Below are 25,857 nucleotides of genomic sequence, written 5' to 3' on the forward strand. Positions count from 1 at the left end.
CCCCCGGGGCGGACGCCCGCCCGCGTCCGCGGCCGTCGCAGGGGCGTCTCAGGTGTGCCAGGTGCCGTCGTGGCAGCGGACGGGCTCCAGGCTCAGGGCGGTCCACAGCTCCAGGCGGGTGCGGGGCTCGTCCAGGCGGCGTCCCATCACCCGCTCGGCGGCGCGCAGCCGCGAACGCAGGGTGTTGCGGTGCACGCCCAGGTCCCGGGCGGTCGCCTCCACCTGGGCGCTGTTGTCCAGGTAGTGGCGCAGGGTGTGCGCCAGTTCCGTGCCGTTGCGGACGTCGTGGGCGCGCAGCCTGCCCAGGACCGCCTGGTCGAAGGCTCGCGCCCCCTCGGCCGGGACCGCCGAGCGCAGCAGCGCCCAGGCGTCGGTCTCGTCCACGTGCCGGTACCCCTCCGTCGCGGCCTGGCGCGCCCGGTCCACGGCCGAGGACAGGTCCTCGGGTCCCCGGGCGGTGCAGGCCCCGGCCGCGACCGGGCCCCCGTCCGGGGCGGACAGCGCCTCGAACAGGCGCCTGCCCGGGCGGGGCGCGCCCCCGCTGTCGGGCAGGACGGCCACCAGAACGTCCTCCAGGGCGCACAGAGCGCTGTCGCGCGCGGCACCGGTGTCGCCGAGCACGTCGGTCAGCGCGTCCGCCGCGTGGTCCAGCAGCCGGTCGGGCGAGGGGGTCCGCAGGCACACCACCTCCCAGGGCGGGACGGGCAGGGGCAGGGGCGCCCGGGGCCGCCCCGTCACCGCGGCGAGCAGGACCGGGGCGCGTTCGCGGTACAACGTCCTCCGGGCATCGCGCGAGTGCAGCAGGTCCACCGCCAGCAGTGAGGCCGCGTGGTTGGCCAGCATGCGCACGTGCGGCGTCACCGGGGACGTGCAGCGCAGAGCCAGCCAGCCCAGGGTCCGGCCGGTGGGCCCCAGCGTCTGGAGGAGGACGCTCGCCTCCCCGTCGGCCAGCACCGTCATCCCGCGCGGGCGCCCCGCCAGGGCCGAGCGCACCAGCGCGTGCCAGGGGGGTTCGGTGTCGGGCACGGCCGCGCTCGTCATCCCGTTGCGGTCCAACAGCAGCGACGCCCCCGAGGTGGCCGAGGACAGCTCGCCCATCACCCCGGCCGGGCCTGAACGCAGCGACGCGCGCGCCATCGCGTCCTGCGCGGTGAGCACCCGGTGCTGTTCGCGCGTGCGCTCGGCCGCGTAGTGGTCGGCCACCGCCTCCACCACCGCGACGAAGGGGGTCTCGCCCTCCACACGCAGGATCGGCAGGCCCAGGGCGTCGCCCTCCTCCAGAACCTCGGGCGGGACCTCGCGCCGCCACACGTCCACGGCCAACCCCAGGCCGACGCACCCGGCCCCGTGCAGCCGGCGCACGTAGGCGCGGCGCGCCCGCTCGTCGGCGCCCAGCCCCAGCCCGACCGTGAGCACCAGCTCCCCGCCGCGCAGCCAGCGCACCGGGTCGTGCAGCTCGATCACGTGCGCCCAGCGGATCGCCCGGTCCAGGCCGGAGTGGCCCGCCGCCGCCCGCACCTCCAGGTCCGGGTCGGCCGTGATGTCGCGGACCGTGATCGCCAACGCCCCTACCTCCTGCCTCGCGGGTTGTGCACTGTGCACATGTGTAACAGCTGGCGCGGTGCACACCGTCCCAGCGCGGATGGCCGGGGAGTGTCTACGGTCACAACAACACCCGAACCATCGGTCGTGACCCGCGGTGGGGCCCGTCCGCGACGTGTCGGCGGCGAAGGCCGCCGACCGCGGGCGGGCCCCGCCTGCGGTGGCGCCCGCCGACCGGCCGACCCGGCCCGGGGCCGCACCGAACGCGCAACGGAGTACACATGTCAGAGCGGACCGCCCCCACGTCCTCGCACCCCGCGCGTGCGGCCGTGGCGGCCTTCGTCGGCACCACCATCGAGTGGTTCGACTTCTACGTCTACGCCACGGCCGCCAGCCTGGTGTTCGGCACACTGTTCTTCCCGTCCGGCACCGACCCGGTGATCGGCCTGATGGCCTCCTTCGCCACCTTCTCGGTGGGCTTCTTCGCCCGACCGCTGGGCGGCCTGGTCTTCGGCCACTTCGGCGACCGCCTGGGCCGCAAGTCCGCGCTGGTCATCACCCTGTTGATGATGGGCACGGCCACGTTCTGCGTGGGTCTGCTGCCCACCTACGAGCAGGCGGGGTTCCTCGCCCCGGCGCTGCTGGTCCTGCTGCGCTTCGTCCAGGGCATCGCCGTGGGCGGGGAGTGGGGCGGCGCCGTCCTGATGGCGGTCGAGCACGCCCCCGAGGACCGCAAGACCTTCTACGGCTCCTTCGCCCAGCTCGGCAACCCGGCCGGTGCGCTGCTGGCCACGGGCTCGTTCGGGCTCATCGCCGCCTGGGACGCCGAGCTGCTCCACACCTGGGGCTGGCGCCTGCCCTTCCTCGCCTCGGTCCTGCTGGTCCTGGTGGGCCTGTTCATCCGCCTGAAGGTGGAGGAGTCGCCGGTCTTCGAGGCCATGCGCGAGGACACCGACCAGCCGCGGGAGCTGCCGCTGCGCGAGGCCGTGCGCGGTTCCTGGCGCCCGCTGCTGCTGGGCATCGGCGTCCTGCCGGTGGCCGTCGGCGGCTACTACGTCGTCACCACCTTCCTCCAGGCCTACGGCGTCACCGAGGTCGGCATCAGCGAGCAGGTCATCCTCAGCGGCCTGAGCCTGGCCGCGTTCGTCGAACTCGTCGCGACCCTGGGCGTGTCCTGGCTGGGCGACCGCTTCGGTACCGTCCGCGTCGTCACGATCGGACTGGTCGGCGTCATCGTGCTGGCGCTTCCCCAGTTCCTGGTGCTGGAGACCGGCAGCACCGTGCTGATCTTCGTGGTGCTGTGCGTGATGCGCCTGGCCATGGCCGCGGTCTACGGGCCCATCGCCCGCGTGCTCGCCCAGATGTTCCCGCCGCGCACCCGCTACACCAGCATCTCCATCGCCTACCAGGTCGCGGGGGCGATCTTCGGCGGCCTGTCGCCGATCGTGTGCACCGCTCTGCTCGCCGCCACCGGCAGCATCCTGCCGGTGGCGGGCCTGCTCATGGCCATGGCCGTGGTGAGCATCCTGTGCCTGACCCGGGCGCCGCGCCACCGCGACAGCGACCTCGCCACCGCCTGAGGCCCCCGTTTCGTGCCCGCGGGGGGCCGGGGGAAGCGACCTCACGCCCCTGTGACCGCGGGCCCCGCGGCCCGCACCGCCGCGGCCCGGGCCGCCGCGCCCGCGAGCGGTGACCCGACCGCCGCGCGGCCCCTCCGGGCGCCGCGCGTCCCCCCGCACCGTCGCCGGGCCGACCGGCCCGGCGCCAGCCCACCGAGGAGGAATCCCACCCGTGTCCGGTCTGCTCATCCACAACGCCAACGTCCTGACCATGGACGACGCCAACCCCCGGGCCCGCGCCGTGGCCGTGCGCGAGGGCCGGGTCCGCCTGGCCGGGGACACCGAGGCCGCCCGCGCCGCCGCGGGCCCGGGCGCGGTGGAGGTGGACGCGGGCGGACGGACCGTCCTGCCCGGGTTCATCGACCCGCACAACCACCTGCTCTCCACCGCCGAGTCGCTGGCCGCCGTCGACGCCGGGTACCCCCGGGTGGGCAGCGCCGCCGACCTGGTCGCCGTCATCGGGGCCGAGGCCGAGCGCACCCCGCCCGGCCAGTGGATCCGCGCCTTCCACATGGACGACGCCAAGTTCCCGGGAGGGCGGCCCACCCGCCGCGACCTGGACGGGGCCACCGGGGAGCACCCGGTCATCGTCTACCACGTCTCGGGCCACCAAGCCGTGGTCAACTCCGCCGCCCTGGCCTGGAGCGGTATCGGCGAGGACGTCCCCGACCCGGCGGGCGGCTCCTTCGTGCGCGACGAGGGCGGGCGCCTGACGGGCATGGTCCTGGACTCGGCCATGGAGCTGCTGCTGCCCCTGGCCGTGGACATCGGCTGCCACGGCCCCAACTTCCACACCGACCTGCCCGCCGAACAGCTCCTGGGCTGGTTGGCCGCCGCGGCCGACCCCTACCTGTCGGCCGGGGTCACCACCGTGTGCGACCCGCAGGTCTCGGCACGCGAGCTGCGCGTGTACCGGGCCGCCCGCGCGGCCGGGACCCTGCCGCTGCGCACGTTCGGCATGCCGCTGTCCCACCAGCTGGACGCGCTCACCTCCGCCGGGCTGGCCAGCCCCTTCGGCGACGACTGGCTGCGGCTGACCGGCATGAAGTTCTACTCCGACGGCACCCTGCTGGGCGGCACCGCCAAGTTCAGCGTCCCCTACGGCGAGCACGGCGAGTTCGCGGGAAGCCTCTACCACCACCCCGACCAGCTCGTGGACCTGGTCACGCGGGCCGCCGCGGAGGGCTGGCAGGTGGCCGTCCACACCCAGGGCGACGCGGCCATGGACAACACCCTGGCCGCCATCGCCTCGGCCGCGCGGGTGTCGGGCCCCGACCCGCGCCCGCGCGTGGAGCACTGCGGTTACCCCACCCCGGAGCAGGCCAAGCGCTTCACCGACTACGGCGTCATCCCCGTCAACCAGCCCAACTTCCTGTACGACAGCGGCGGTGACTTCCTGCGCCGCCTGGGGGAGCGGGCCCACCGGCTCCAGCCCATGCGCGAGGAACTGGACCTGGGGCTGCGCCCGGTGCTCTCCAGCGACTCCTTCGTCTCCAGCCTGCGCCCGATGGACACCGTGGCCAACGCGGTGTGCCGCACCACCCGCGAGGGCCGGGAGATCGGCGTCGAGCAGGCCGTCACCCTGCACGAGGCCCTGCGCGCCCACACCCTGGACGCCGCGCACGCGCTGGGCGTGGAGGACCGTCTGGGGGCGCTGCGCCCCGGACACCTGGCCGACCTGGTGGTGCTGGACCGCGACGTGGAGTCCCTGCCCGCCGAGCGGCTGCGCGAGGTGGACGCGTGGATGACGGTGCTCGACGGCCGCGTCGTCCACCGCGCCCCCTGAAGTCCCGGCCGGGACCGTGCCCGGTCGCGCCTCCAGCCGGCTCGCGCCCGCCGTCCGCGCGAGCCCCCACGGTTTCCGGCCGCCCGTGGCCGCCGGACACGGGCGTCCCCCGCCCGCGCCTGCGCGCGGACGGGGGACGTGCTGGAGGGTGTGTCAGCTGGTGCGGATGCTGACGCCCCAGGAGTTGATCATCGGGGTGACCTCCTGGTAGTAGGTCGTGCCGCCGACGGAGCAGTTGCCGGAGCCGCCGGAGGTGACGCCCTGGGCCTGCGAGCCGGAGATGAACGAACCGCCGGAGTCACCGGGCTCGGCGCACACGTTGGTACGGGTGAGCGAGTAGACGGTGCCCTGCGGGTAGCGCACGGTCTGGTTGCGGGCCTGGATGGTGCCGCAGTGCCAGCCGGTGGTGGAGCCGGAGCGGCACACGGCCGAGCCAGCCGGGGCCTGGCTGGTACCGGTCACCGACTGGTAGCCGCCGGAGTTGTAGCGCGAGACCAGGTTGGTCAGGGTGAAGTTGGAGGTACCGCGGACGAAGGCGGCGTCATTGCCGGGGAAGACCGAGTTCTGGAAGGTGCCGGTGCCGTTGCCGATGCTGACACTGGAGCCCACGCTGCCGCAGTGGCCCGCCGTGACGAACCCGGGCTGACCGGCGCTGTTGGTCGCGGCGAAGCCGACGGAGCAGCGGCTGCTGCCGTTGATGTAGTAGGCGAGGCCGCCGATGATGTCGGCGTAGACCTGCGGGGCCTCCTCGGCCTCCTCCACCCGGACCGAGGAGGAGTCCACACCGGCGTCGGCGAGCAGGGCGGCGACGTCGGCGTCGGAGCCCTCCAGCACCTCGACCACGACGGTGTCGCTCTCCACGTCCGGGTACCAGCCGAGGACGCTCTCGGGAACCTCGGCGCCGTTGAGGTCCTCCACGACCTCGGTCAGGCCCTCGGTGCCGTGGGAGACGACGGTGGCCTGGGCTCCGGTGGCCTCGACCGCCTCGACGGCGGAGGCGTCGGTGACCAGCACGGTGAGTTCGAGGGTCTCGGTGTCGAACAGTGAGCCGCCGTAGGCCTCGCCCGCGGCCTCGGTGGCCTCGGCGTCGGTCTCGATGGCGGCTTCCTGAGCCGTGAGCAGCTCCTCGGCCTCGGCCGAGGTGAGGTCGAGGTCGCGCTTGAGCGCCTCGGTCATGCTGGCGGCGCTGTCGTCGGCGACGGGGGTCTGGGGGACGGGGGCCGGCGCCGCGAGGGCTCCGGGGGCCATGGCCAGTGCCATGCCGAAGGCCAGGGCTCCTGTGCCCACGGCGGAGATGATGCTGGAGGGTCTCATGGGGGTCCCTACTCTCCAAGGGGGATAGACGGGGGATTCAGGGCTTCGCGTTCCTGTAGGAGCGAAAAGCCCCTTTCGGGGATCGAAGTTGATCCGATTCCCGAAATTCACCGAGACGTCCGGTAAACGATCACCAACATAAGTGCACACTTTGACGCTGCAAAGACCCGTGTGGTGTGTATTCATTCAGAAGGATGAGGGATTGTCCCATGACCCTTCGTTTCGCGATGGCTACGCGTAGTCGCTCTGCGTGCGACCTTGTGATCCTCGCGTTCGTCCGGTGACGGAGTGAAGCGGAGTCGTCATGTCAAGAGCCGCTTCGTGGCCGGATGCGGACACCGGTACCGGGTGCCATCCGTAACACCACGGCTACAGGGGTGTAACTCCAAAGGTCAGGGGTGGCCCTCGGGAGCCTTTCGGGCAGGTGTGGCCCCGGTGGAGGGTGGACGTGCCCGTGGCCGGACCCGGACACGCAAGGGGCTTGCGGGACGCCTGAGGCTCCCGCGCGTGCCCCCGGAGTGGCGTCCGCGCCGCGCCGCCGCGATGGTGTGAGGGCCCTCGCGCGTGCCCCCGGAGAAGGGCGGGTCCGCGCTCGTGCGGCACTCCCCAAGGACTCGCGAATCCGGGAAAGGGCGGCCGTGGACGCGCGCGCACGAATACGAGGTGCCCCATGAGAGGTGCCCCCACGGGAGGTGCCTTCACGAGAGGTGCCTTCACGAGAAAAGGCGCCCCCGTCCACTGCCGTGGACGGGGGCGCCGTGGGCGCTACCGGAGCGCTAACCGGTCACCAGGGACAGCCCCCAGCTGCTCAGCAGGGGAGTGACCTCCTGGTAGTAGGTCGTGCCGCCGGAGGTGCAGTTGCCCGAGCCGCCGGAGGTGACGCCCTGGGCCTGCGAACCGGCGATGAACGAGCCGCCGGAGTCACCGGGCTCGGCGCACACGTCCGTCCGGGTCAGGTCCTGGACCGTGCCCTCCGGGTAGCTCACCGTCTGGCCGCGGGCCTCGACGGTCCCGCAGTGCCAGCCGGTGGTGGAGCCGGAGCGGCACACCGCCGAGCCCTCCGGGACCTGGCTGGAACCCGACACCGCCTGGGGGCTGCCGGAGTCGTACCGGCTGACCAGGTTGGTCACGTTCCAGTTGGAGGTGGCCGCGACGAAGGCGCCGTCGCTGCCCGGGAAGACGGACTCCTGGAAGGTTCCGGAGCCGCTGCCGTCGGAGCTCTCGGCGCCGGTGCCGACGGTGCCGCAGTGGCCCGCCGTCACGAAGCCGCCCGCGCCGGAGCCGTCGGTCACGGCGAACCCGACCGAGCAGCGTCCGCCGCCCATGTAGTACGCCTCGCCGCCGACGATGTCGGCGTACAGGCGCGGAGTCTCACTGGTCTCCTCCACCCGGACGGCGGAGGGGTCCACGCCCGCGGCCTCGATGAGGCCGTCGGCGCTGGCGCCCTCGGCGACCTGGACCACGACGGTGTCGCTCTCCACGTCCGGGTACCAGCCGACGACCCCTTCCCGGCCGCCGGTCTCGTCGAGCGCGTCGACCACCTCGGCCAGGCCCTCTGCGCCGTGTGAGACCACGGTGGCCTCGGCGCCGGTGGCCTCCACCGCCTCGACGGCCGAGGCGTCGGTCACCAGCACGGTGAGCTGGAGGGTCTCGGTGTCGAACAGGGAGCCGCCGTAGGACGCTCCCGCGGCCTCGGTGGCCTCGGCGTCGGTCTCGATCGCCTCTTCCTGCGCCGAGAGCAGCTCCTCGGCCCCGAGCGGGGTGAGGCCGAGGTCTCTCTGCAGCGCTTCCATCATCGTCTGGGCCTCGCTCGCTGGCTCGGCCGGTACGGTCGCCGCACTGGCGCCCGGCGTCACGGAGAACGCCAGACCGAACGCGAGTGCGCCGGTGCCGATAGCGGAGATAGCGGGGGAGGGTCGCATAGATCCCTACTCTCCTCGGGGAATTGACGGGGGTCCGGGGCCCGACGCCCGCCGGCGGGGACGTCGGACTCCGGTGGGGCCGTGCAGGGGGCCCGGCCCCACGATGCGCCTACCGAGAACCATGTCGCCAAGACACTCGGTAAGCGAACCCACACCATAAGTGCGCAACCTGGATAGTGGAAGGGCGGATGCGGGGGTCCGCCTTTCAAGGGATAATTGGGTCGTCGGATGATCTTATGAATTGCAATATGTGGCGCATGGTGATGGTGTGTCTGACCTTGTGCTTCTCTGTCGTATCGCTTCCACAACATGGAAACGCGGTGTTGGCAAGGGGTGTCTCGTGGCCGGATGCGGCCATCGGAACCGAGTGCCATTAGTGACCGCGCGGACACGTAGGAGTAACCCCGAAGGTCAGGGCGGTGACCCGCGGGTAACTCCCGTGCGCGGAGCGAACAGCCGTACCTGTGGCGGCCCTTCTCGGGCGGCTCGGCGCGGGATCCCGGGGGCGGGTGGAGGGCGGGAGCGGGTTCTGCCGCGCCCTCCGCGCCGACCGATCCGCTCCGCTCCGGGCCGGAGGGGGCGCGGGCCCGGCGGCCCCGCCGACCCCGTGCGGCGTCCGCCGTGACACGCCCGGGACGCGGCGCACACGCGTACGAGCACGTGCGCGCGCACATGGGACGATCCGAGGTAACTAGCGAGTATCGGGCCCCGGGAAGGGGGTTGAGGCGCCCGGTGTTGGGCCAAGATAAGGGCAAGAGCCCCGAACGGGGAGCCCGAACGGGAGGTAACAGGCTATGGCGACGAAGGACACGGGCGGCCAGAAGCACGCCTCGCGCCGCGACGAGGAGGTCGAGGAGACCGAGGCCTCGGCGGACGTTCAGGAGCGCAAGGACCAACTGGACGAGGACGTCGACGACATCCTCGACGAGATCGACGACGTGCTGGAGAGCAACGCCGAGGACTTCGTCCGACAGTTCGTGCAGAAGGGCGGCCAGTAGCCGCCCCGCGGCGGTTCGCTGACAGCGCACTCCAGCGCCGCCAGCCCCGCCGCGCACAGGACTAGGGTCAGTTCCAACGGTCGGCGCACAGCCACCGCAGACAACAAGGACAACAGGCGCCCCACCCGCCCCCATGACGGGGTGGGGCGCGCGTGGAGGGAGTCGCGTGTTCGAAGGGTTCGAGGGCGGACGGTTGCCCGCCGCTTTCATGAGTGCGGGAACCTCGTCCTTCACCGAGTTTCTCAGTTCGGTCCGCCCCGAGATGCTGCCCGGACACAAGCTGCCCCCGGGCGGCGGGACCGAGCACCTCACCCCCGACGCCACGACCATCGTCGCGCTGACCTTCCCCGGCGGCGTGCTGATCGCGGGCGACCGCAGGGCCACGCAGGGCAACGTCATCGCCAGCCGCGACGTGGAGAAGGTCTACCGCTCCGACGAGTTCTCCGCGGTCGCCTTCGCGGGTTCGGCGGGGTTCGGCATCGAGCTGGCCCGCCTCTACCAGGTCGAGCTGGAGCACTACGAGAAGATGGAGGGCCGCTCGCTCTCCCTCGAAGGTAAGGCCAACAAGCTCGCGCAGATGGTGCGCGGCAACCTCGGTCTGGCCATGCAGGGCTTCGTCGTCGTCCCGCTGCTGGTCGGCTACGACGAGAACACCGGACAGGGCCGCGTGTTCAGCTACGACGCCACCGGCGGCCGCTACGAGGAGCAGCGCTACCACTCCATCGGCTCCGGATCGGTCTTCGCCAGGGGCGCGATCAAGAAGCTCTACCGCGAGGACCTCGACCAGACCGGCGCCGCCAGGGTCGCGCTGGAGGCCCTCTACGACGCCGCCGACGACGACTCCGCAACCGGCGGCCCCGACCTGCACCGCAAGATCTTCCCCCTCGTCGACGTCGTCACCGAGGACGGCCACCGCCGTCTGCCCGCCGAGGAGGTGGCCCGCCTGGCGACCGAGGTGGTCCAGGGACGCGCGGCCGACCCCGACGGCCCCACGGCCACGCTGGGCTGAACCGGCCCCGTCCCACACCAGACATCTCCCGACTAGGTAAGGAAACGATCCGCGGTGTCGATGCCGTTCTACGTCGCCCCCGAACAGCAGATGAAGGACAAGGCGGACTACGCGCGCAAGGGCATCGCGCGCGGCCGCAGCGCCGTCGTCCTGCAGTACGAGGGCGGGATCCTCCTGGTGGCGGACAACATGTCCCGCACCCTGCACAAGATCAGCGAACTCTACGACCGGATCGGCTTCGCCGCCGTCGGCCGCTACCCCGAGTTCGAGAACCTGCGCCTGATGGGCGTGCGCTTCGCCGACGTGCGCGGGTACCAGTACGACCGCCGCGACGTCAGCGGGCGCCAGCTCGCCAACATCTACGCCCAGACCCTGGGCACCGTGTTCAGCGAGAGCCTCAAGCCCTGGGAGGTGGAGATCGTCGTCGCCGAGGTCGGCGACACCGCGGCCGACGACGAGATCTACCGCATCACCTTCGACGGCTCCATCGTGGACGAGCAGGGCTTCGTGGCCGTGGGAGGCTCCTCCGAGCACGTGTCCGGCGTGCTCAAGGACCGCTTCGCCGCCGACGCCCCCCTCAGCGCCGCCCTCAACGCGGCCACCCACGCCCTGGCCAGGGAGAACGGCGAGGAGCGCGAGCTGGAGGCCGCCAACCTGGAGGTCGCGGTCCTGGAGCGCTCCAGGGAGCACCGCAAGTTCCGCCGCATCCACGGCCAGCGCCTGACCGACCTCATCGCGGAGGGCAGGGCGGCCGGAGGCGGCACCGCAAGCACCGGAACCACCGGAAGCACCACCACGGGCGGGACCGACGAGTGACCTGGAAACGATGATTCACGGTGCGGCGCTCCCGAGGCGCCGCACCGGCCGGGCGGGTGTGGACGGCGCGGCCCCGTCGTCCACACCCCGGTGACGGGAAGTTGGTGAGGCCGCGTGGAACGACGGATCTTCGGGCTGGAGAACGAGTACGGGGTCACGTGCACCTTCCGTGGACAGCGCCGCCTGTCCCCGGACGAGGTCGCCCGCTACCTCTTCCGCAGGGTGGTCTCCTGGGGGCGCAGCAGCAACGTGTTCCTGCGCAACGGCGCCCGCCTGTACCTGGACGTGGGCAGCCACCCCGAGTACGCCACCCCCGAGTGCGACAGTCTCGTGGACCTGGTGGCCCACGACAAGGCCGGCGAGCGCATCCTGGAGGGGCTGCAGGTCGACGCCGAGCAGCGCCTGCACGAGGAGGGCATCGCCGGGGACATCTACCTGTTCAAGAACAACACCGACTCGGCGGGCAACTCCTACGGCTGCCACGAGAACTACCTCGTGGGACGGCACGGCGAGTTCGGACGCCTGGCCGACGTGCTCATCCCCTTCCTGGTCACCCGCCAGATCATCTGCGGCGCCGGAAAGGTGCTCCAGACCCCCCGCGGCGCCCTGTTCTGCGTCAGCCAGCGCGCCGAGCACATCTGGGAGGGCGTCTCCTCGGCCACCACCCGCTCGCGCCCCATCATCAACACCCGCGACGAGCCGCACGCGGACGCCGAGCGCTTCCGGCGCCTGCACGTCATCGTCGGCGACTCCAACATGAGCGAGACCACCACCCTGCTCAAGCTGGGCTCCACCGACCTGGTGCTGCGCATGATCGAGGCCGGGGTGGTCATGCGCGACTACACGCTGGAGAACCCGATCCGGGCCATCCGCGAGGTCAGCCACGACATGACCGGCCGCCGCAAGGTGCGCCTGGCCAACGGGCGCGAGGCCAGCGCGCTGGAGATCCAGCGCGAGTACCTGGACAAGGTGCAGAGCTACGTCGACCGGCACGGCACCGACGCCACCGGCAAACGCGTCCTGGAGCTGTGGCAGCGCACCCTGGAGGCGGTCGAGACCCAGAACCTGGAGACCGTCTCCCGCGAGATCGACTGGGTGGCCAAGTACCTGCTGCTGGAGCGCTACCGCGACAAGCACGACCTGTCCCTGTCCTCGCCGCGGGTGGCCCAGCTCGACCTGACCTACCACGACATCCACCGCGACCGGGGACTGTTCTACCTGCTCCAGAGCCGCGGCCAGATGGAACGGGTGGTCGGCGACCTCAAGATCTTCGAGGCCAAGTCGGTGCCGCCGCAGACCACGCGAGCCCGGCTGCGCGGCGAGTTCATCCGGCGCGCCCAGGAGCAGCGCCGCGACTTCACGGTGGACTGGGTGCACCTCAAGCTCAACGACCAGGCCCAGCGCACGGTGCTGTGCAAGGACCCCTTCAAGTCGGTGGACGAGCGGGTGGAGAAGCTCATCGCCGGTATGTAGGACTTCCGGTCCCCTGCTCCCGGAGCCCCGTCCGGCGGTCGAAGACCGTCCGCGGCGGGGCTCCGGCGTTCGTGGCGTTCCAGGGGATGGTTACGGCCCTTCTTTTCGGTAGTGTGACTCTGTCCCAAGCCGGAAATCAGAGGTTGTGACCCATGCACCGACGTGCTGCCGCCCTCGCGGTGCCGCTGACCGCGATCGCCCTGGCGGTCTCAAGCTGCGGAAACATCCCCGAAGAGTGGCGTACTCCCGCCTTCATGCGTATGGGGGAGGATCAGCTCGACCCGCGGCTTCCCGAAGTCACCGGCGAGGTCGGTGAGGAACCGGAGGTCGCCTTCCCCGACGAGGAGCCCCCGACCGAGCAGCTCTCGGGCGTCGTCGACGAGGGCCCGGGCGAGAACGAGCTGGTGCGCGCCGACGACCTCCTGATCGCCAACGTCGTCCAGTTCCAGTGGACCGGCCCCGGCGAGGGCGCGCCCGTCGAGGGGCAGTCCAGCTACGAGACCGGCGCCCCGGACCTGATCCGCATGGAGCAGATGCCCGCGGAGATCAGCGACGTGCTGGTCAGCCAGCCGGTCGGCAGCCGGGCCGTGTACGTCTTCCCGCCCCTGACCGAGCAGGAGCGCCAGCAGGCCGAGATGTCGGGACAGCCCGTCCAGGAGGGCGCGAGCGTCCTGGTCATCGACCTGATGGACCGCTTCAACAAGGGTTCGGTCGTGGAGGGCGAGCAGGTCACCGACGGCGGCGACGGCCTGCCCACGGTGACCCAGGAGGGCCACAGCGAGCCCACCATCGAGGTCCCCGACACCGATCCCCCCGAGAACCTGGAGGTCGTCCCGCTCATCGAGGGCGACGGCGCCGAGGTCGAGGAGGGCCAGCAGGTCATCGTCCAGTACAGCGGTGTGCGCTGGGAGGCCGACGACAACGGCGAACACCCGGTGTTCGACTCCACCTGGAGCCGCGGCGGCGACCCCTTCGACACCACGATCGGCGCGGGCGCGGTCATCGAGGGCTGGGACGAGGGCATCGTCGGCCAGCCGGTCGGCAGCCGCCTGATGCTGGTCGTGCCCGGCGACATGGCCTACGGCGAGACCGAGGAGGAGTCCGGGGGAGCCCCCGCCGGGACGCTGGTCTTCGTCATCGACATCCTGGGCGCCTACGACAACCCCCCGGCCCCCGAGCCCGCCGAGGGAGAGGGCGCCGGCGGCGAGGAGGCCGCACCGGAGGAGTCCCCCGCGCCCGAGGAGGGCGGGGAGTAGCCCTCCCGGCGCGGCCCCGTGCACGCCCGGGGCCGGGGAGCGGTCCCCGGCGCAGCCGGGCGCGTACACCCGGACAGCCGACACCGGACGCCCCCGCGGGGAGGGAACCCGCGGGGGCGTCCGCGTGCCCGGCCCGGTGTCACCTGGGCGGACACGCCCGGGTACCGCGTTCCACTGCCCTTCCCCGACTGGTGCGTAGAGTCGAATCCATCGGTGGACGGGCGAGGGGGAAGCTCATGTCAGACCGTCGGCGCTACTGCTACGCCTCCGGGCTGGGCCTCGGTGTTCCGGCGCTGGAGGAGCTGTGCGCCCGAGGCTTCCCGCCCGGTCTGGTGGTGTCCCACCCCGCCGAGTTGGCCCACTGCTCCGGCTACCACGACTACGGGGCCCTCGCCGACCGGCTCGGTCTGCCGCACCTGCGCGCCGCCCTCGACTCGGGCGAGGTGCGCGAGGCCCTCACCGCCCACGGCATCGACCTGATGGTCGTCGCGGGCTGGTCGGGAGCCGTCCCGGAGGAGGTCCTGTCCTCCCTGGCCCTGGGCGGGGTCGGGCTGCACCCGGCGCCGCTGCCCGTCGGCCGGGGCCGGGCGCCCATCCCGTGGACGATCCTGCGCGACATGCGCTCCAGCGCCGTGACCCTCTTCCACATCGAAGGGGAGGAGCACAGCGGCGACATCGTCGACCAGGCCTGGTTCGACGTGGCCCCCGACGCCACCGCCGCCGGTCTGTACGAACGCGTGGGGCTCCTCCAGGCGGAACTGCTCGTGCGCCACATGGAGGACCTGCTGGAGGGAACCGCGCCCCGGCGGCCGCAGAGCGGCCACGCGTCGGTGTGGCCGCGCCGGCGCCCCAGCGACGGCCACCTCGACCTCACCGCCTCCGGAAGCGACGTGGACCGGATGGTGCGCGCGCTGGCCGAGCCCTACCCGGGGGCGTTCGCGATGTTCGGCAGCGCCCGGATCACGCTGTGCTCGGGACGCCTGGTGGGCGGGGTCGCCGGCGGGGCGCCCGGGCAGGTGGTCGCGACCGGCCGGGGGCGGGAGTGGGGGATCACCTGCGGGGACGGGGCCGTGTTCGTGCCCGAGGTGCTGCGGGTGGACGAGGGGGTGCGCGCCCGGCCGACCTCGTTGGCGATGTTCCGGCCCGGGACCTTCTTCGAGGCCCCCTCCCAGCACATGCTGGAGGGCACCCGGCGGGCGCCCCTGCCCGGACAGGCGCCGAGCGGACCGAACAGGGTCGTGCCCGCGGCCCGGACCGCGCCGGAGGCACGGGCCGCGGAGCCCGGCGTCCCGGGGATGGGGGAGGGGGACGCGCGGTCGCGGACCCCGGCCCCGGAGGAGGGGGCTTCCGGGGCGGACGTGTCGGGGGCACCGGACGCGTCGGGGACTTCGGGTGCGGCCGGGGAGGCCGGGGCGGAGGTTCCGGAGGCCCGGGGACCCGAGCGGCGGGTTTTCGAGGGGCGCGTCCCGGAGGCGCAGGCGCCGCAGGCACGGGTTCCCGACACGCGGGGGCCGGAGCCCCAGGCCCCGGAGGCGCAGGCGGGGGACGGTACGGACCTCGCGCCCGGGATCATGGCGGGCGACCCCGGTCCGGCCGACCAGCGCTGAGGAGCGGGGAGGCCGGGAACCCGTGACTTGGGGTGGGGCCCGCCGTGCCTCGGAGCCCGCGGTTCTGGGTGGGACGCGCCGGAGCCCGGGACCTGAAGCCTGGAGCCCGCGGCTGGGGGCGGGGCGCGCCGGAGCCCGGAGCCCATAACCCGGGGCGGGACGTGCCGGAACCAGGAGCCCGGAGTTCGGAGGAGGCGCGGTGCCCGTAACCCGGAGCCTGGAGCCCGCGGCTGGGGGCGGGGCGCGCCGGGACCCGGCGCCTGAGGCGGGAGGCCCGGAAGCCGGAGTTCGGGGCGGGACGCACTGTAACCCGTAACCCGTAACCCGTGACCCGGGGCGGGAGGCGCGGAAGCCGGGGGTGCGGAACCCGGCGCTTCGGAGGGGCGCGGCGAGGCCCCGGAGCCCGGCGCGTTGGGCCGGGTCGGGCCGGATCTGTCGAAGGCCGGGCAGCACGAGGCGGGCGGGGCGCGAGCGCCCCCTTTAACCAGGGTAGGAGTCCGGTCCCAGCTCGGACCAGACCGTTCCGGAGCCTGTGGACAACCCGCCCGCGCCGCCCCTGGCCCGCGCCTACAGCAGCGCGGCCGCGTGGCGGCCCGCCGCCGCGGCGCTCAGGAAGGCCGCGCGGTCCTCCTCCAGGCCCCGGCCCATCGTCGACACCTTCACCGGAAGCGTCCGCACCGCCTCCTCCAGTCCGTCCACACCCACCTCCACCAGGGTGTGCCGTTCGCCCAGAGCCCCGGCCTGGACGCGCACGCGCTCGCCGAACACCCCCGGCAGCAGCGGCACCACCACCTCCGCCCGCGCCAGCGCCACCCGCCCGTAGGCGGTCAGGCTGTGGTGCGACACCCCCCGGTGCCGCTCGCGCGCGTCGGCCTCGCTCACCCGCAGCGACGCCACCGGACGCCCGCCCAGCACCGCCGCCGCGTTCACCGCCTCACCGCACGAGACTCCCGAGAACCCCCACGGCGTCCCGGTGCCCAGGTTGCCCGGCCCCTGGCACACCACCGCCACGTCCGCGCCCAGCACGTGCCGGGCCGCCAGCAGCCCCGAATGCACGGTCACCGCCTCCAGGTCGCCGCCGAAGGACTGCCCCGTGGTCACGCACCCCGCCAGCAGCCCCTCCTCGCGCAGCGCGCCCACCAGCCGCGAGAACGCCGCGGGCAGCGCGCCCCCGTCCAGCATCACGTGGACGATCCGCGCCCCCGGCCGGTGCGCGCGCACCCCCGCCACCACGGCGGGCAGCGCCGAGTGCAGGTCGGCCACCACCACCGGCATGCCCTCCACGCCCTCGGCCGAGCGCAGCACCTCGTGGTGGGGCGAGCCCTGCTCGTCGGCGCCCAGCACGGTGGCCTGCAACGGCGTGTAACGGGCCTTGACCAGGTGGCCGGGCCCGCGGGGGTCGGGGGGCAGCCGGTCGGGCACGGCCACCACCAGCGCGTACCCGCCCGTCCCCAGCCCCAGGTCCAGGGCGCCGGTGTTGAGCAGCACGGTGTCGCCCGCCTCGGGCGCGCCCACCAGGTCGGTGTAGGCCAGCGCGCGGCACGTCACCCCTCCGCCCGCTCCCGCGGCCCCGCGGCCTCTGCGATCTGCTTCGGCCGGGGGCTCCAGCGCCACCGCGCACAGCACGACCCCCGGCCAGGAGGGGAGGATCTGACGGACTTCACCACGGCGCCACCGGATCATGCAAGGCACGGTACCGTCGTTGCTGAACCGGTGCCCGGGCGACGCGCCAGCGTCAGCCGCCGCCGGTCCATCCACCACGGGCGAGAAGGGTGCGGACGATGTCGCGCAGGAAGACGGAACGACAGCTGAACCTGGTCATCTGTCTGTTGTCCACGCGCCGCCACCTGACCGCTCAGGAGATCAGGAAGACGGTGCACGGCTACGCCGAGGCCGAGACCGAGTCCGCCTTCAAGCGCATGTTCGAGCGCGACAAGCGCGAACTTCGCGACAGCGGCATCCCCATCCAGGTGGGCACCGGCGACGCCATCAGCGGCGAGGAGGGCTACCGCATCTCCCGCTCCGACTACGAGCTGCCCGAGATCGAACTCCTGCCCGACGAGGCCCTCGTCCTGGGCCTGGCCGCCCGTGCCTGGCGGCACGCCTCCCTCGGCGAGGCCGCCGCCAACGCCCTGTTCAAGCTGCGCTCCGCCGGGGTCCCGGTCGACAGCGAGGCCGCCCCCGGACTCACGCCCGCCATGCGCACCGACGAGCCCTCCTTCGGCCCGGTCTGGCAGGCCGTGCGCGACCGGCGCCCCGTCTCCTTCGCCTACCGCAAGCCCGGCCAGACCGAGGCCGAGACCCGCGAGATCGAACCCTGGGGCATCGTCAACCTGCGCGGACACTGGTACGTGGTCGGCCACGACCGCCTGCGCGACGCCCGCCGCGTCTTCCGCCTGGGCCGCATCCGCGGCGAGGTGACCATCCTGCGCGGCGGCCCCGACGTCGTCGTCCCCGAGGGCGTGGACCTGCGGTCGGTGGTCGCGGGCCACAGCGCCGAGTCCGAGCGCACCGCCGTCCTGCGGGTGCGCACCGACTCCTCGCACGCCCTGCGCCGCAGCGCCCTGCGCGTGGTGCCCGGCGAGCGCGACAGCTCCGGCGTCGGCTGGGACACGCTCACCCTGCCCTACACCGACACCCCCGACCTGGTGCGGCGCGTGGCCTACTTCGGTTCCAACGCGGTCGTCGTCGAACCCGCGGGCGCCTGTGAGGCCATGGCCGCGCACCTGGCGGCCACCGCCGAGACCGCCCCCGCCGCCGAGGCCGCGGACGGTCCCGGCACGGTGGAGGAGACCGAAGCCCCCGCCCGCGGTCCCCGCTCCGCCGACCAGCTGCGCCGCCTGCTGATGCTCGTCCCCTACGCCCTGGGCCGCGACGTGCGCGTGCCCGAGGTGGCCCGCCACTTCGGGCTCAGCGAGAAGCAGGTGGTCGCCGACCTCAGCCTGCTGTGGATGTGCGGCCTGCCCGGCTACACCCCCGGCGACCTCATCGACGTCGACCTCGACGCGGCCAGGGAGACCGGCGAGATCATCATCGCCAACGCCGACACCCTCGCCCAGCCGCTGCGCCTGACCGCCGACGAGGCGGCCAGCCTGGTCGTGGGGCTGTCCCTGCTGGAGGCGCTGCCCGAGACCGAGGGCCTGGAGACCGGCGCCCTCAAGCGGGTGGGCGAGAAGCTGCGCGCCGCCGCGGGGGCCGCCGTGGGCTCGCTGGCCGACTCGGTCCAGGTGCGCGTGGAGGGCGACGAACAGGTCGCCCAGACCCAGCGCCGCTGCGCCGACGCGCTGGAGGCGGGCCAGCGCCTGCACCTGCGCTACCTGTCGGGTTACCTGGACCAGGTCACCGAGCGCGACGTGGACCCCATGGGGCTGGTGGTCCAGGACGGCTACCCCTTCCTGGAGGGCTACTGCCACCTGCGCCGGGACGTGCGCCTGTTCCGCCTGGACCGGGTCCTGGAACTGACGGTGCTGCCCTTCGCCGCCGAGGTGCCCGCGGGGGTGGGCCGCCGCGACCTGTCCGGGGGCGTCCTCCAGCGCTCGGAGCGCGACGCCCTGGTCGTCCTGGACCTGGAGCCCGCGGCCCGCTGGGTGACCGAGGACTACGTGTGCGAGTCGGTGACCGAGCTGCCCGGGGGAGGGGTCCGCGCCACCCTGCGCACCCCCGCTCCGGCCTGGGTGGTGCGGCTGGCGCTGCGTCTGGGGCAGCAGGGGCGCGTGGTGTCTCCTGTGGCTCTTGCCGAGGAGGCCCGGGCCGAGGCCCGCCGTGCGCTGGAGCACTACCGGACGCCCCAAACCTCCGCGAGACCGGTCGAGACCACTTCGTCGTCCGAGTGAGGCCCAGACGTTCACCCCGGGGCAAGGGACAGGTCGGTCCGGAAAGGATAAGGTTGCAACGTGATAGTCCTCGCTGTCCTGTTCGGTGTGGTCGCGGCCGGACTCGTCGCCATCGGCGCCCTGGTGCTGCGCGCACGCCGCGCGGCGGGGGTGCTGTCCCTGGCGGTGGCACGGGCGTCGGACGAGTACCGGGCGAGCAACGCTGACCTGCGTGAGCGCGTCGGCCGCGGCGTCGCGGGGCCGTGATGGCCCCGCGACCGAATGCGCGTACCATCGAAAGCGCTTGGTCGCGCCCCACAGAGAGGTAGAACCATGGGACCGTTCAACGGACCTACCATCGCCATCCTCATCGTCCTGGCGATCCTGCTCTTCGGAGCCAAGAAGCTTCCGGACCTCGCCCGTTCCCTGGGGCGCAGCGCGCGCATCCTCAAGGCCGAGAGCAAGGGCCTGGTCGACGACGACAACAACGAGTCCGAGGACAACGCGGACACCCGCCCCCAGACCCACCAGCAGCAGGCCCCCCAGCAGAACGCGCCGGGCCAGCCCCAGCAGGGCTACCAGCAGCAGGGCTACCAGCAGCCGCAGCAGCCCCAGCAGCAGGGCTACCCGCAGCTGCCTCCCGGCCAGCGCATCGTCGACGAGTCCGGTGAGACCACGCACCGCACCTACGGCAACTAGCCTCCCGGAGGCCGTGGAGCGACGCGCCCGCGGGCTCCGCCCCGCCCCGGAGTCCAGGGCCCCGACGCCGAGCGGTACGGGGCCGGAGCAGACGACGAGAGAGTGACCGCACGATGAGGGCACGAAGCCGGGCCACCAACCCCGAGGCCCGGATGCCGCTCATGGACCACCTGCGCGAGCTGCGCAACCGCCTGGCGAAGGCGATGATCGCCCTCGCCCTGGGCACGGTGGTCGGCTTCCTGGTCTACGACTGGGTGTGGGCCTTCCTGGTGGAGCCCTACTGCTCCCTGCCCGTGTCCCAGGTGACCGGTCCCGACGACTGCTCCCTCATCGTCACCGGGCCCTTCGACGCCTTCTTCGTCGCCTTCAAGGTCTGGATCTTCGTCGGCGCGCTCGTCTCCGCGCCGTTCTGGCTGTACCAGCTGTGGGCCTTCGTCGCCCCCGCCCTGCACGGGCGCGAGAAGCGCTACGCCTACATCTTCGCGCCCCTGGCCGCGGTCCTGTTCGCGGCGGGCGCGACCCTGGCGTACTTCATCACCTCGTACGCGCTGACGATGCTCTTCGGGTTCCTGCCCGAGGACGCCGATCCCTTCCTCACCATCAGCGAGTACCTCAACTACATGCTCATCATGATGGGCATGTTCGGCCTGGGCTTCGTGCTGCCGCTGCTGGTGGCGCTGCTCAACATCATCGGGATCCTGCCGCACGCGGCCATCGCCAAGTGGCGCCGCGTCATCATCTTCACGGTGTTCGTGATCGCGGCCGTCATCACCCCGGCCGAGCCGATCTCCATGCTCGCGCTGGCCGTTCCGCTCGTCGTCCTCTTCGAGGTGGCCGAGCTGTTCGCCTTCCTCAACGACCGGCGCAAGAAGCGCGACGACCCCTACGCCGACCTGGACGACGACCAGATCTCCGAACTCGACGAGACGCCCTCCGAGCTGGACGAGACCCCCTCGCCGCTCGACGGTCCCGACGTGGGCGAGGAGAGCGGAAGGCGCTCCTGAGCCCCTCCGGCACACGCTAGGGTCGGGCGGTGGGACAGGCCGCGGCCTGTCCTGTCGGCCCGGGCACCCCGGCCGACGCCGGTTGCTGGGAAGAGGAAGTGCGATGAGCGAGCGGACCGGGACCGAGCGGGAGCTCCCGCCCGAGGCCATGGGCAACGAGAAGTGGCACGACACCACCGACGCGGTCTGGATGCGGTCCTCCCTGTCCAAGGAGGAGTCCGAGGCCGTGGTCGAGGTCGCCACCTTCGACGACGGCTTCCGCGCGGTGCGCGACGGCAAGTCCCCCGAGAAGGGCACCCTGTTCTTCACCCCCGCCGAGTGGGAGGCCTTCGTCCTGGGCGCCCGTGACGGCGAGTTCGACATCCCCGAGGAGTACCTCACCGAGGAGGAGCGCCGCATCCAGCGCGGCGAGGTCGACACCGAGGTGGCCTGGGTCCCCTCGCCGCTGAACACCCCCAAGGCGATGGAGGAGTACCACCGCCGCCAGCGCGAGGAGGCCGAGCAGGGCGACGCGGGGGCCTCCGAGTAGGAACGCCCGCCAGCGCGCCGGGCGCCGCCGTGCTGGCGGCGCCCGGCGCGCGGAGTGGGACGGGCGCGGAGTGGGGGCACCCGGCCGGAGTCGGACCAGGCCTCGAAGCGGTGTCCCGCCCGGCGGCTTGCGCCCCGAAGGTCCGCCCCTCCTCCGGTCCCTCTCCGGTTGCTACTCCTCCTCTTCCACCTCCTCGGGCTCCTCCTCGCCCTCGAACGCGTCGCCGATCTCGTCCACGACCTCGGCCGCCACGTAGCCCGCCGCGAGGCCGCCCGCGACACCGAGCGCGACCCCGCCGACGGCGCCGAGCATGCCGCCGCCCTCCTGCTCCCCGTACTCCCCCTCGTGCCCGGAGAACCCGCGGCGCCGGTACAGCGCCTGCCCGATCCACTCGTCCACCGCCCGCGTCCAGTCGGTGTGGTCGGCCTCGGAGTGCTCGGCCCGGAACCAGCTGGGGGCGCCGCCCTCCGAGAACCCCTCGGCGTGGCGGTCGAAGACGAAGCCCACCCCGACGCCCGCCGGGTCGGCGGCGAAGAGGACCTCCACCTCGCCCACCTCGTGCGCGTGCTGCTCGGCGGGGTGGAACACCAGGGTCTGGAGGAATCCGGCCTCCTCGTGGGGCCCGGGCGCCGGCCAGCCCTCCACCCGCACTCCGGCGAACACGGCCCCCAGCCGCAGCATCGCCTCCAGCACGCGGTCCTGGACCGGCAGCGGGTGGATGTGGACGTGGTCGAGATCGCCCTTGTCCGCGTCCCCGTCGACGATCACCTCGGTGCGCAGCCCCGCCAGGACGCCGGGCAGCGGCGAGCCCCCGGCCTCGGTGACGGGCGCCTGCCAGGGGACGGGGTGGCTGAAGGGGATCGACAGGTGCTCCCCGGCGTCCAGGATCACGCCCGCCGCCACGGGGACGCGGGTGCACTCCGCGCCGCCGGTGGCCTCCCCCTCCTCGTCCTCGGTCCGGGCGACCAGTACGAGGACGATCTCGGCGATCTCGGTACGGCTTCCGCCGCCCGTGAGCTCGACGCTGCCCTCCAACAGGTCCCCGGGGCGGGTGTGGGGGTGCGGCAGGACGGTGTCGACGGTGGGTCCGTCGTCACCGAAGGCGGCGAGCAGGCGTTTGAAGACCATGGTTTCCTTCCGGGAGGCGTCGTGTGCGCCCCGGCGCGCGGATGGCCGGTGCGCTGGTGTCGCCCGCCCAACGCGGACGCGGTGCGCGCCGGTTCCGCGTTGGGCGGGGCCGGATTCCGGGGGAGGGCTTTGGGGGCGTCCGCAAACTCGCCCGTGCGCAGTGTGGCCGGGAGCGTGCGAACGGTGCCCGGTGATGGCGCCGGTGAGACCGGTGGGCCCCGCAGGTCCACGGTGGGTCACGCCGTGGTCGGGCTGTGGCAGGTCCGTGGCAGGACTGAGCGGTGTGGCCCGGCCGATGTCGTTTGGGGCGGGCCGCAACACGGCTGCTCCGCGGTAGCGCCACCTCGCCGCAGCGTTGCCCCGCCTCCCCCGCCCCCCGCTTCGCTGCGGTATCCCTTGGCCGGAACCGGCCAGGGGGCGCGCCGACGGTGGGGCGGGCCTAACCTTGTCCCCACCCTGTGGCCGACCCGACGCGCACGGTCACGGCACTCGGTGAGCCGTGCCCGGGCGGTTCTCCCGACCCCGAAGGTGCGTGATGGTGCGATTCCTTACCGCGGTCCTCCTGCTCGCGGCAGTGACGGCGTGCGCGGGTGCCGACGGAGGCGCTGACGACGGCGCCGATCCTTCCTCTCCCTCGTCTCCCTCGGCTGTGGAGGCGGTGACGCCGTCCCCGTCTCCTTCCTCTTCTCCTTCGCCCTCCGCGTCCGCCGCGGCCGGTTCCGAGGAGGACGCCACGGCTGACGTCTGCGGCAGAGCCGTCGAAGCGGCCCAGGCCCGGGAGGACGGCGCCGTCCAGATCGCGGAGAGCGGGGAGCGGCTTGCCCTGATGGCGGTGGCGGCGGCGCCCGCGATCGACGAGGAGGTGCTCCAGATCTACAACGACAACTACGACCAGCCGCAGGAGGCGGTGTCGCTGATCGCGGACTGGTGCGAGGAGAACGGTTACTAGGTCGCTGAGGGGAACGCCCCGAGGCGATCGCGGGAATGAGGCGGGCGGTCAACGCTTGTTGTTCGCGCGTGGTTGCTCGCTCCGGCGGTGGCACCAGCTGCCGCGAAGTGGTGCGGGAAGGTGACCAACGGTTGGCCTTCGGGGGCGGTGGGGGTTTGCTGCGTTGGCAGCGAAGGCGGCGGGTGTTTGGGGGCTCCGTTTAACGCTCCACCTGCGGGTGGTGGCCGGTGGCGGCGGCGTCAGCTGCCGCGAAGTGGCGTGGGAGGGTGACCAACGCCTGAGGTCGGAGGCTGATCGGCCTCTGCTGCGTTGGCAGCGACGGCGGCGGGTGTCTGGGGGCTCCGATCAACGACCCGGTTGCGGGTAGTGACCGGAGGCAGCGGCGTCAGCTGCCGCGAAGTGGCCTGGGAGAGTGTCCAACGGTTGGCCCTCGGGGGTGGTGAGGTTTGCTGCGTTGGCACCAAAGGCGAGCGGGTCCTCCGGCCTTGGGCAGCGGTCCTGGCCCCTGGGGTGGGGGTGGGCGACGGTGGCAGTGACCACGGTGGGCGCGGAGCACGGGCTACCTGTCGGGCGCGGGCATGCCGGGGACCGGCACGGCCGGGGGTCATTCCCGGGGCGGTGGAACCGGAATCCTGTCGGGCGGATGATGCCGTTCTCGCTGTCGGTGTGTGCGCAGTTCGCGTTGGTATTTGGCCCGGTTGTGCGGCCCGCACAACGGTTGCAGGTTGGCCACCACCGTGCGCCCTCCTCGGGAGAAGGAGGTGACGTGGTCGGCTTGGCACAACGCCACCGGTACTTCGCATCCGCCCGGGTGGGCGCAGGTGGTGTGTCCGTGGAAGGCGGCGGTGCGTTGGCGGGTTGAGGCCAGGCGGCGGCTGTGGCCCACGTCCAGGACCTGGCCGGTGGGTGGGGCGGTGAGCATCCGCACCACCTCAGAGTCGGCGGCCAGTTCGTGGACCAGCCCGACCGGAATCACCCGACCGTGCTCATCCAGCGCGGGCCTTTCCTGTCCCTGAGCGTCCAGGTAGGTCTGTACAGGCACGACGATGCGGATCTGCGCCAACGGGGCCGGAGTGTTAGTGCATCCGGTGTGGGTGGTGGCGAAACGCAGCGCGGCGATGAGCGCGTCGTGCTCGCGCTGGGACCGGGGCCGGGTGTCACCTTCTCCGGGTGGGGTGGTGAAGGTGTCGATGGCCGCGCGCACGATCAACGCATCCCCAGACCCGCCCCAGGCCTGGAGTTGGTAGCTGCCCTGGAACGTGTCGTGGACCGTCAGGCCGCGGGCGGCGTGGGCGGCCTCGTGGTCGCGGTCCAGGCGGTGGGGGTCCAAACGGTAGGCGACCTGGCGGGCCACCGACTGGAGGTGGTTGACCGACAAGGCAGGCCGCTCCTGCTTGGCTGCTACCAGGGCCGTTTCGAACCCGTGCCGGTACTGCGCCTGGTCAGGGAAATGCTCAGCGTCGCGGGTCTGGACGGCCTTGTCGGTGGCCTTGGCGATCGCGACCGCCTCACCCAACACCACCCTGCCCTCGGCTACTGCTTGGGCAGTGGCGGGCAGTGTTTCTTCGTGCACGTGCTGGGCCAGACGGGCCAGGTCCTTGGCCTGGGCGGTGGGGACTTTGCAGCGGTGGGTGATCCACTTGTCCAGGGTGGAGTAACCGCTGTAGCGGGCGACCTCACCGCGCGCGTACAAACGCGCCATCCGCGTCAACGCCTGGTAGCGGATCTTCTCCAGCTGGGCCCACAGCGCCGCGATCTCCTCAGCGGCGGCCTCATCGGCCCCGGGCGGCACCTCGGTATTCAACGCTTGGTGGATGATCTCGCGCGCACCGGCCAGCGCGGCCACGGCCGGGGAACACTCCCCGGGGGCCGCCTTGGGCGCTGCGATCATCATCTCCATACTTCTTATTATAGGCCAGCGTTAGCCATTTCTCCACTATTCACAGTGCGAATATGAAGCCTTTCTTTCTGGATCTTGATCCTCGTTGGGTGTCCACATTTAAGGCGGGCTCAAAAGGTGTCCGAAAATGCGAACCCAGAATGACGGCTGGCATTGGTGATGCCGGTGCCCACCCCAACTGCAGGGGCCGGGGTCGTTGCCCGAGGCCGGAGGGTCCGCTTGCCATTGGTGCCGACGCAGCAGAGCCCGACCACCCCTACACCCCGGGCGTTGGTCGCCCTCCGGTGGTCGCTCCCGCCTTTGGTGCCGCTGTTCGTCGGATGCCTAACCCTCACCGGCCCCGGCCGCTTTCCGCCGTCCGCACCCTTTCGCGGCAGCTGGCGCGCTTTCGTTGCCGCCAACAACCCCCGACAAGAACGGCGTAGGGGAGAGACCTGCGGGCGGCCCCTCCCTACCCCTCAATTCATTATTCCCATTGAGCGTAGGGTGTGGGG

General features: G+C 72.7%; 19 protein-coding genes and 1 pseudogene. 14 read left to right on the forward strand and 6 right to left on the reverse strand.

Going from position 1 to position 25,857, the window contains the following annotated elements; genetic code table 11:
• Positions 1-48 precede the first annotated feature (48 nt).
• Positions 49-1,563 (reverse strand): PucR family transcriptional regulator, encoded by a 1,515-nt coding sequence (locus G011_RS0114735; RefSeq protein ID WP_019609150.1) that lies wholly within the window; start codon positions 1,561-1,563, stop codon positions 49-51.
• Positions 1,564-1,823: 260 nt separating this feature from the next.
• On the opposite strand from G011_RS0114735, the gene G011_RS0114740 reads away from it, so the two are divergent.
• Positions 1,824-3,122 carry an MFS transporter gene (locus G011_RS0114740; RefSeq protein ID WP_019609151.1) on the forward strand — a complete coding sequence of 433 codons (1,299 nt, stop codon included), beginning with the start codon at positions 1,824-1,826 and terminating at the stop codon, positions 3,120-3,122.
• 211 nt (positions 3,123-3,333) lie between these two features.
• Positions 3,334-4,947: an amidohydrolase gene (locus tag G011_RS0114745; protein WP_019609152.1), complete on the forward strand. Its 1,614-nt coding sequence runs from the start codon at positions 3,334-3,336 to the stop codon at positions 4,945-4,947.
• A gap of 153 nt (positions 4,948-5,100) precedes the next feature.
• On the opposite strand, the gene G011_RS0114750 is transcribed toward G011_RS0114745, so the two are convergent.
• Together G011_RS0114750 and G011_RS0114755 are read right to left on the reverse strand one after the other, a co-directional pair.
• A complete protein-coding gene (locus G011_RS0114750; protein WP_019609153.1) occupies positions 5,101-6,261 on the reverse strand; it encodes a S1 family peptidase in 1,161 nt (386 codons plus the stop codon).
• 776 nt (positions 6,262-7,037) lie between these two features.
• On the reverse strand, positions 7,038-8,183 hold the full coding sequence (locus tag G011_RS0114755; RefSeq protein WP_026338315.1) for a S1 family peptidase: 1,146 nt from the start codon (positions 8,181-8,183) through the stop codon (positions 7,038-7,040).
• A 794-nt stretch (positions 8,184-8,977) separates the two neighbouring features.
• Here G011_RS0114755 and G011_RS0114760 point away from each other — a divergent pair.
• The 6 genes and pseudogenes from G011_RS0114760 to G011_RS0114785 form a co-directional block, all read left to right on the forward strand.
• Positions 8,978-9,181, forward strand: coding sequence for a ubiquitin-like protein Pup (locus G011_RS0114760; protein WP_013152531.1), 204 nt, complete (start codon positions 8,978-8,980; stop codon positions 9,179-9,181).
• Between the two features lie 166 nt (positions 9,182-9,347).
• Positions 9,348-10,190 (forward strand): proteasome subunit beta, encoded by an 843-nt coding sequence (gene prcB / locus G011_RS0114765; RefSeq protein ID WP_019609155.1) that lies wholly within the window; start codon positions 9,348-9,350, stop codon positions 10,188-10,190.
• A gap of 54 nt (positions 10,191-10,244) precedes the next feature.
• The gene (gene prcA, locus G011_RS0114770) at positions 10,245-11,006 is read left to right on the forward strand and encodes a proteasome subunit alpha (protein WP_019609156.1); all 762 of its coding nucleotides are present in this window, start codon (positions 10,245-10,247) and stop codon (positions 11,004-11,006) included.
• 114 nt (positions 11,007-11,120) lie between these two features.
• Entirely contained in the window at positions 11,121-12,479 is a 1,359-nt protein-coding gene (pafA, locus tag G011_RS0114775; protein ID WP_019609157.1) for a Pup--protein ligase, read from the forward strand.
• 152 nt (positions 12,480-12,631) lie between these two features.
• Positions 12,632-13,735 (forward strand): FKBP-type peptidyl-prolyl cis-trans isomerase, encoded by a 1,104-nt coding sequence (locus G011_RS0114780; RefSeq protein ID WP_026338316.1) that lies wholly within the window; start codon positions 12,632-12,634, stop codon positions 13,733-13,735.
• Between the two features lie 236 nt (positions 13,736-13,971).
• Positions 13,972-14,961, forward strand: a pseudogene (locus G011_RS0114785) (methionyl-tRNA formyltransferase); the annotation flags it as partial.
• Between the two features lie 948 nt (positions 14,962-15,909).
• Here the strand turns inward: G011_RS0114785 and G011_RS0114790 are convergent.
• A complete protein-coding gene (locus G011_RS0114790; protein WP_026338317.1) occupies positions 15,910-17,025 on the reverse strand; it encodes a DUF3866 family protein in 1,116 nt (371 codons plus the stop codon).
• 98 nt (positions 17,026-17,123) lie between these two features.
• On the opposite strand from G011_RS0114790, the gene G011_RS0114795 reads away from it, so the two are divergent.
• The 5 genes from G011_RS0114795 to G011_RS0114815 all read left to right on the forward strand — a co-directional run bounded on the left by G011_RS0114795 (position 17,124) and on the right by G011_RS0114815 (position 21,386).
• Entirely contained in the window at positions 17,124-19,175 is a 2,052-nt protein-coding gene (locus G011_RS0114795) for a YafY family protein (protein WP_019609161.1), read from the forward strand.
• Between the two features lie 60 nt (positions 19,176-19,235).
• A complete protein-coding gene (locus G011_RS0114800) occupies positions 19,236-19,421 on the forward strand; it encodes a hypothetical protein (protein WP_019609162.1) in 186 nt (61 codons plus the stop codon).
• A 66-nt stretch (positions 19,422-19,487) separates the two neighbouring features.
• Entirely contained in the window at positions 19,488-19,853 is a 366-nt protein-coding gene (gene tatA / locus G011_RS0114805) for a Sec-independent protein translocase subunit TatA (RefSeq protein ID WP_019609163.1), read from the forward strand.
• A 152-nt stretch (positions 19,854-20,005) separates the two neighbouring features.
• Positions 20,006-20,857, forward strand: a complete 852-nt coding sequence (tatC, locus tag G011_RS0114810; protein ID WP_019609164.1) for a twin-arginine translocase subunit TatC — start codon at positions 20,006-20,008, stop codon at positions 20,855-20,857.
• Positions 20,858-20,960: 103 nt separating this feature from the next.
• A complete protein-coding gene (locus tag G011_RS0114815) occupies positions 20,961-21,386 on the forward strand; it encodes a DUF397 domain-containing protein (RefSeq protein ID WP_019609165.1) in 426 nt (141 codons plus the stop codon).
• Positions 21,387-21,557: 171 nt separating this feature from the next.
• Here the strand turns inward: G011_RS0114815 and G011_RS0114820 are convergent, their stop codons facing one another.
• Positions 21,558-22,514 (reverse strand): sporulation protein, encoded by a 957-nt coding sequence (locus G011_RS0114820; protein ID WP_019609166.1) that lies wholly within the window; start codon positions 22,512-22,514, stop codon positions 21,558-21,560.
• Positions 22,515-23,049: 535 nt separating this feature from the next.
• Between G011_RS0114820 and G011_RS0114825 the strand changes: the two genes are divergently transcribed.
• A complete protein-coding gene (locus G011_RS0114825) occupies positions 23,050-23,463 on the forward strand; it encodes a hypothetical protein (RefSeq protein ID WP_019609167.1) in 414 nt (137 codons plus the stop codon).
• A gap of 604 nt (positions 23,464-24,067) precedes the next feature.
• Here G011_RS0114825 and G011_RS0114830 read toward each other — a convergent pair.
• Positions 24,068-25,354, reverse strand: a complete 1,287-nt coding sequence (locus tag G011_RS0114830) for an HNH endonuclease signature motif containing protein (RefSeq protein WP_026338318.1) — start codon at positions 25,352-25,354, stop codon at positions 24,068-24,070.
• Positions 25,355-25,857 lie beyond the last annotated feature (503 nt).

Source organism: Nocardiopsis sp. CNS-639 (assembly GCF_000381685.1).
In the GTDB taxonomy this organism is placed as follows: domain Bacteria; phylum Actinomycetota; class Actinomycetes; order Streptosporangiales; family Streptosporangiaceae; genus Nocardiopsis; species Nocardiopsis dassonvillei.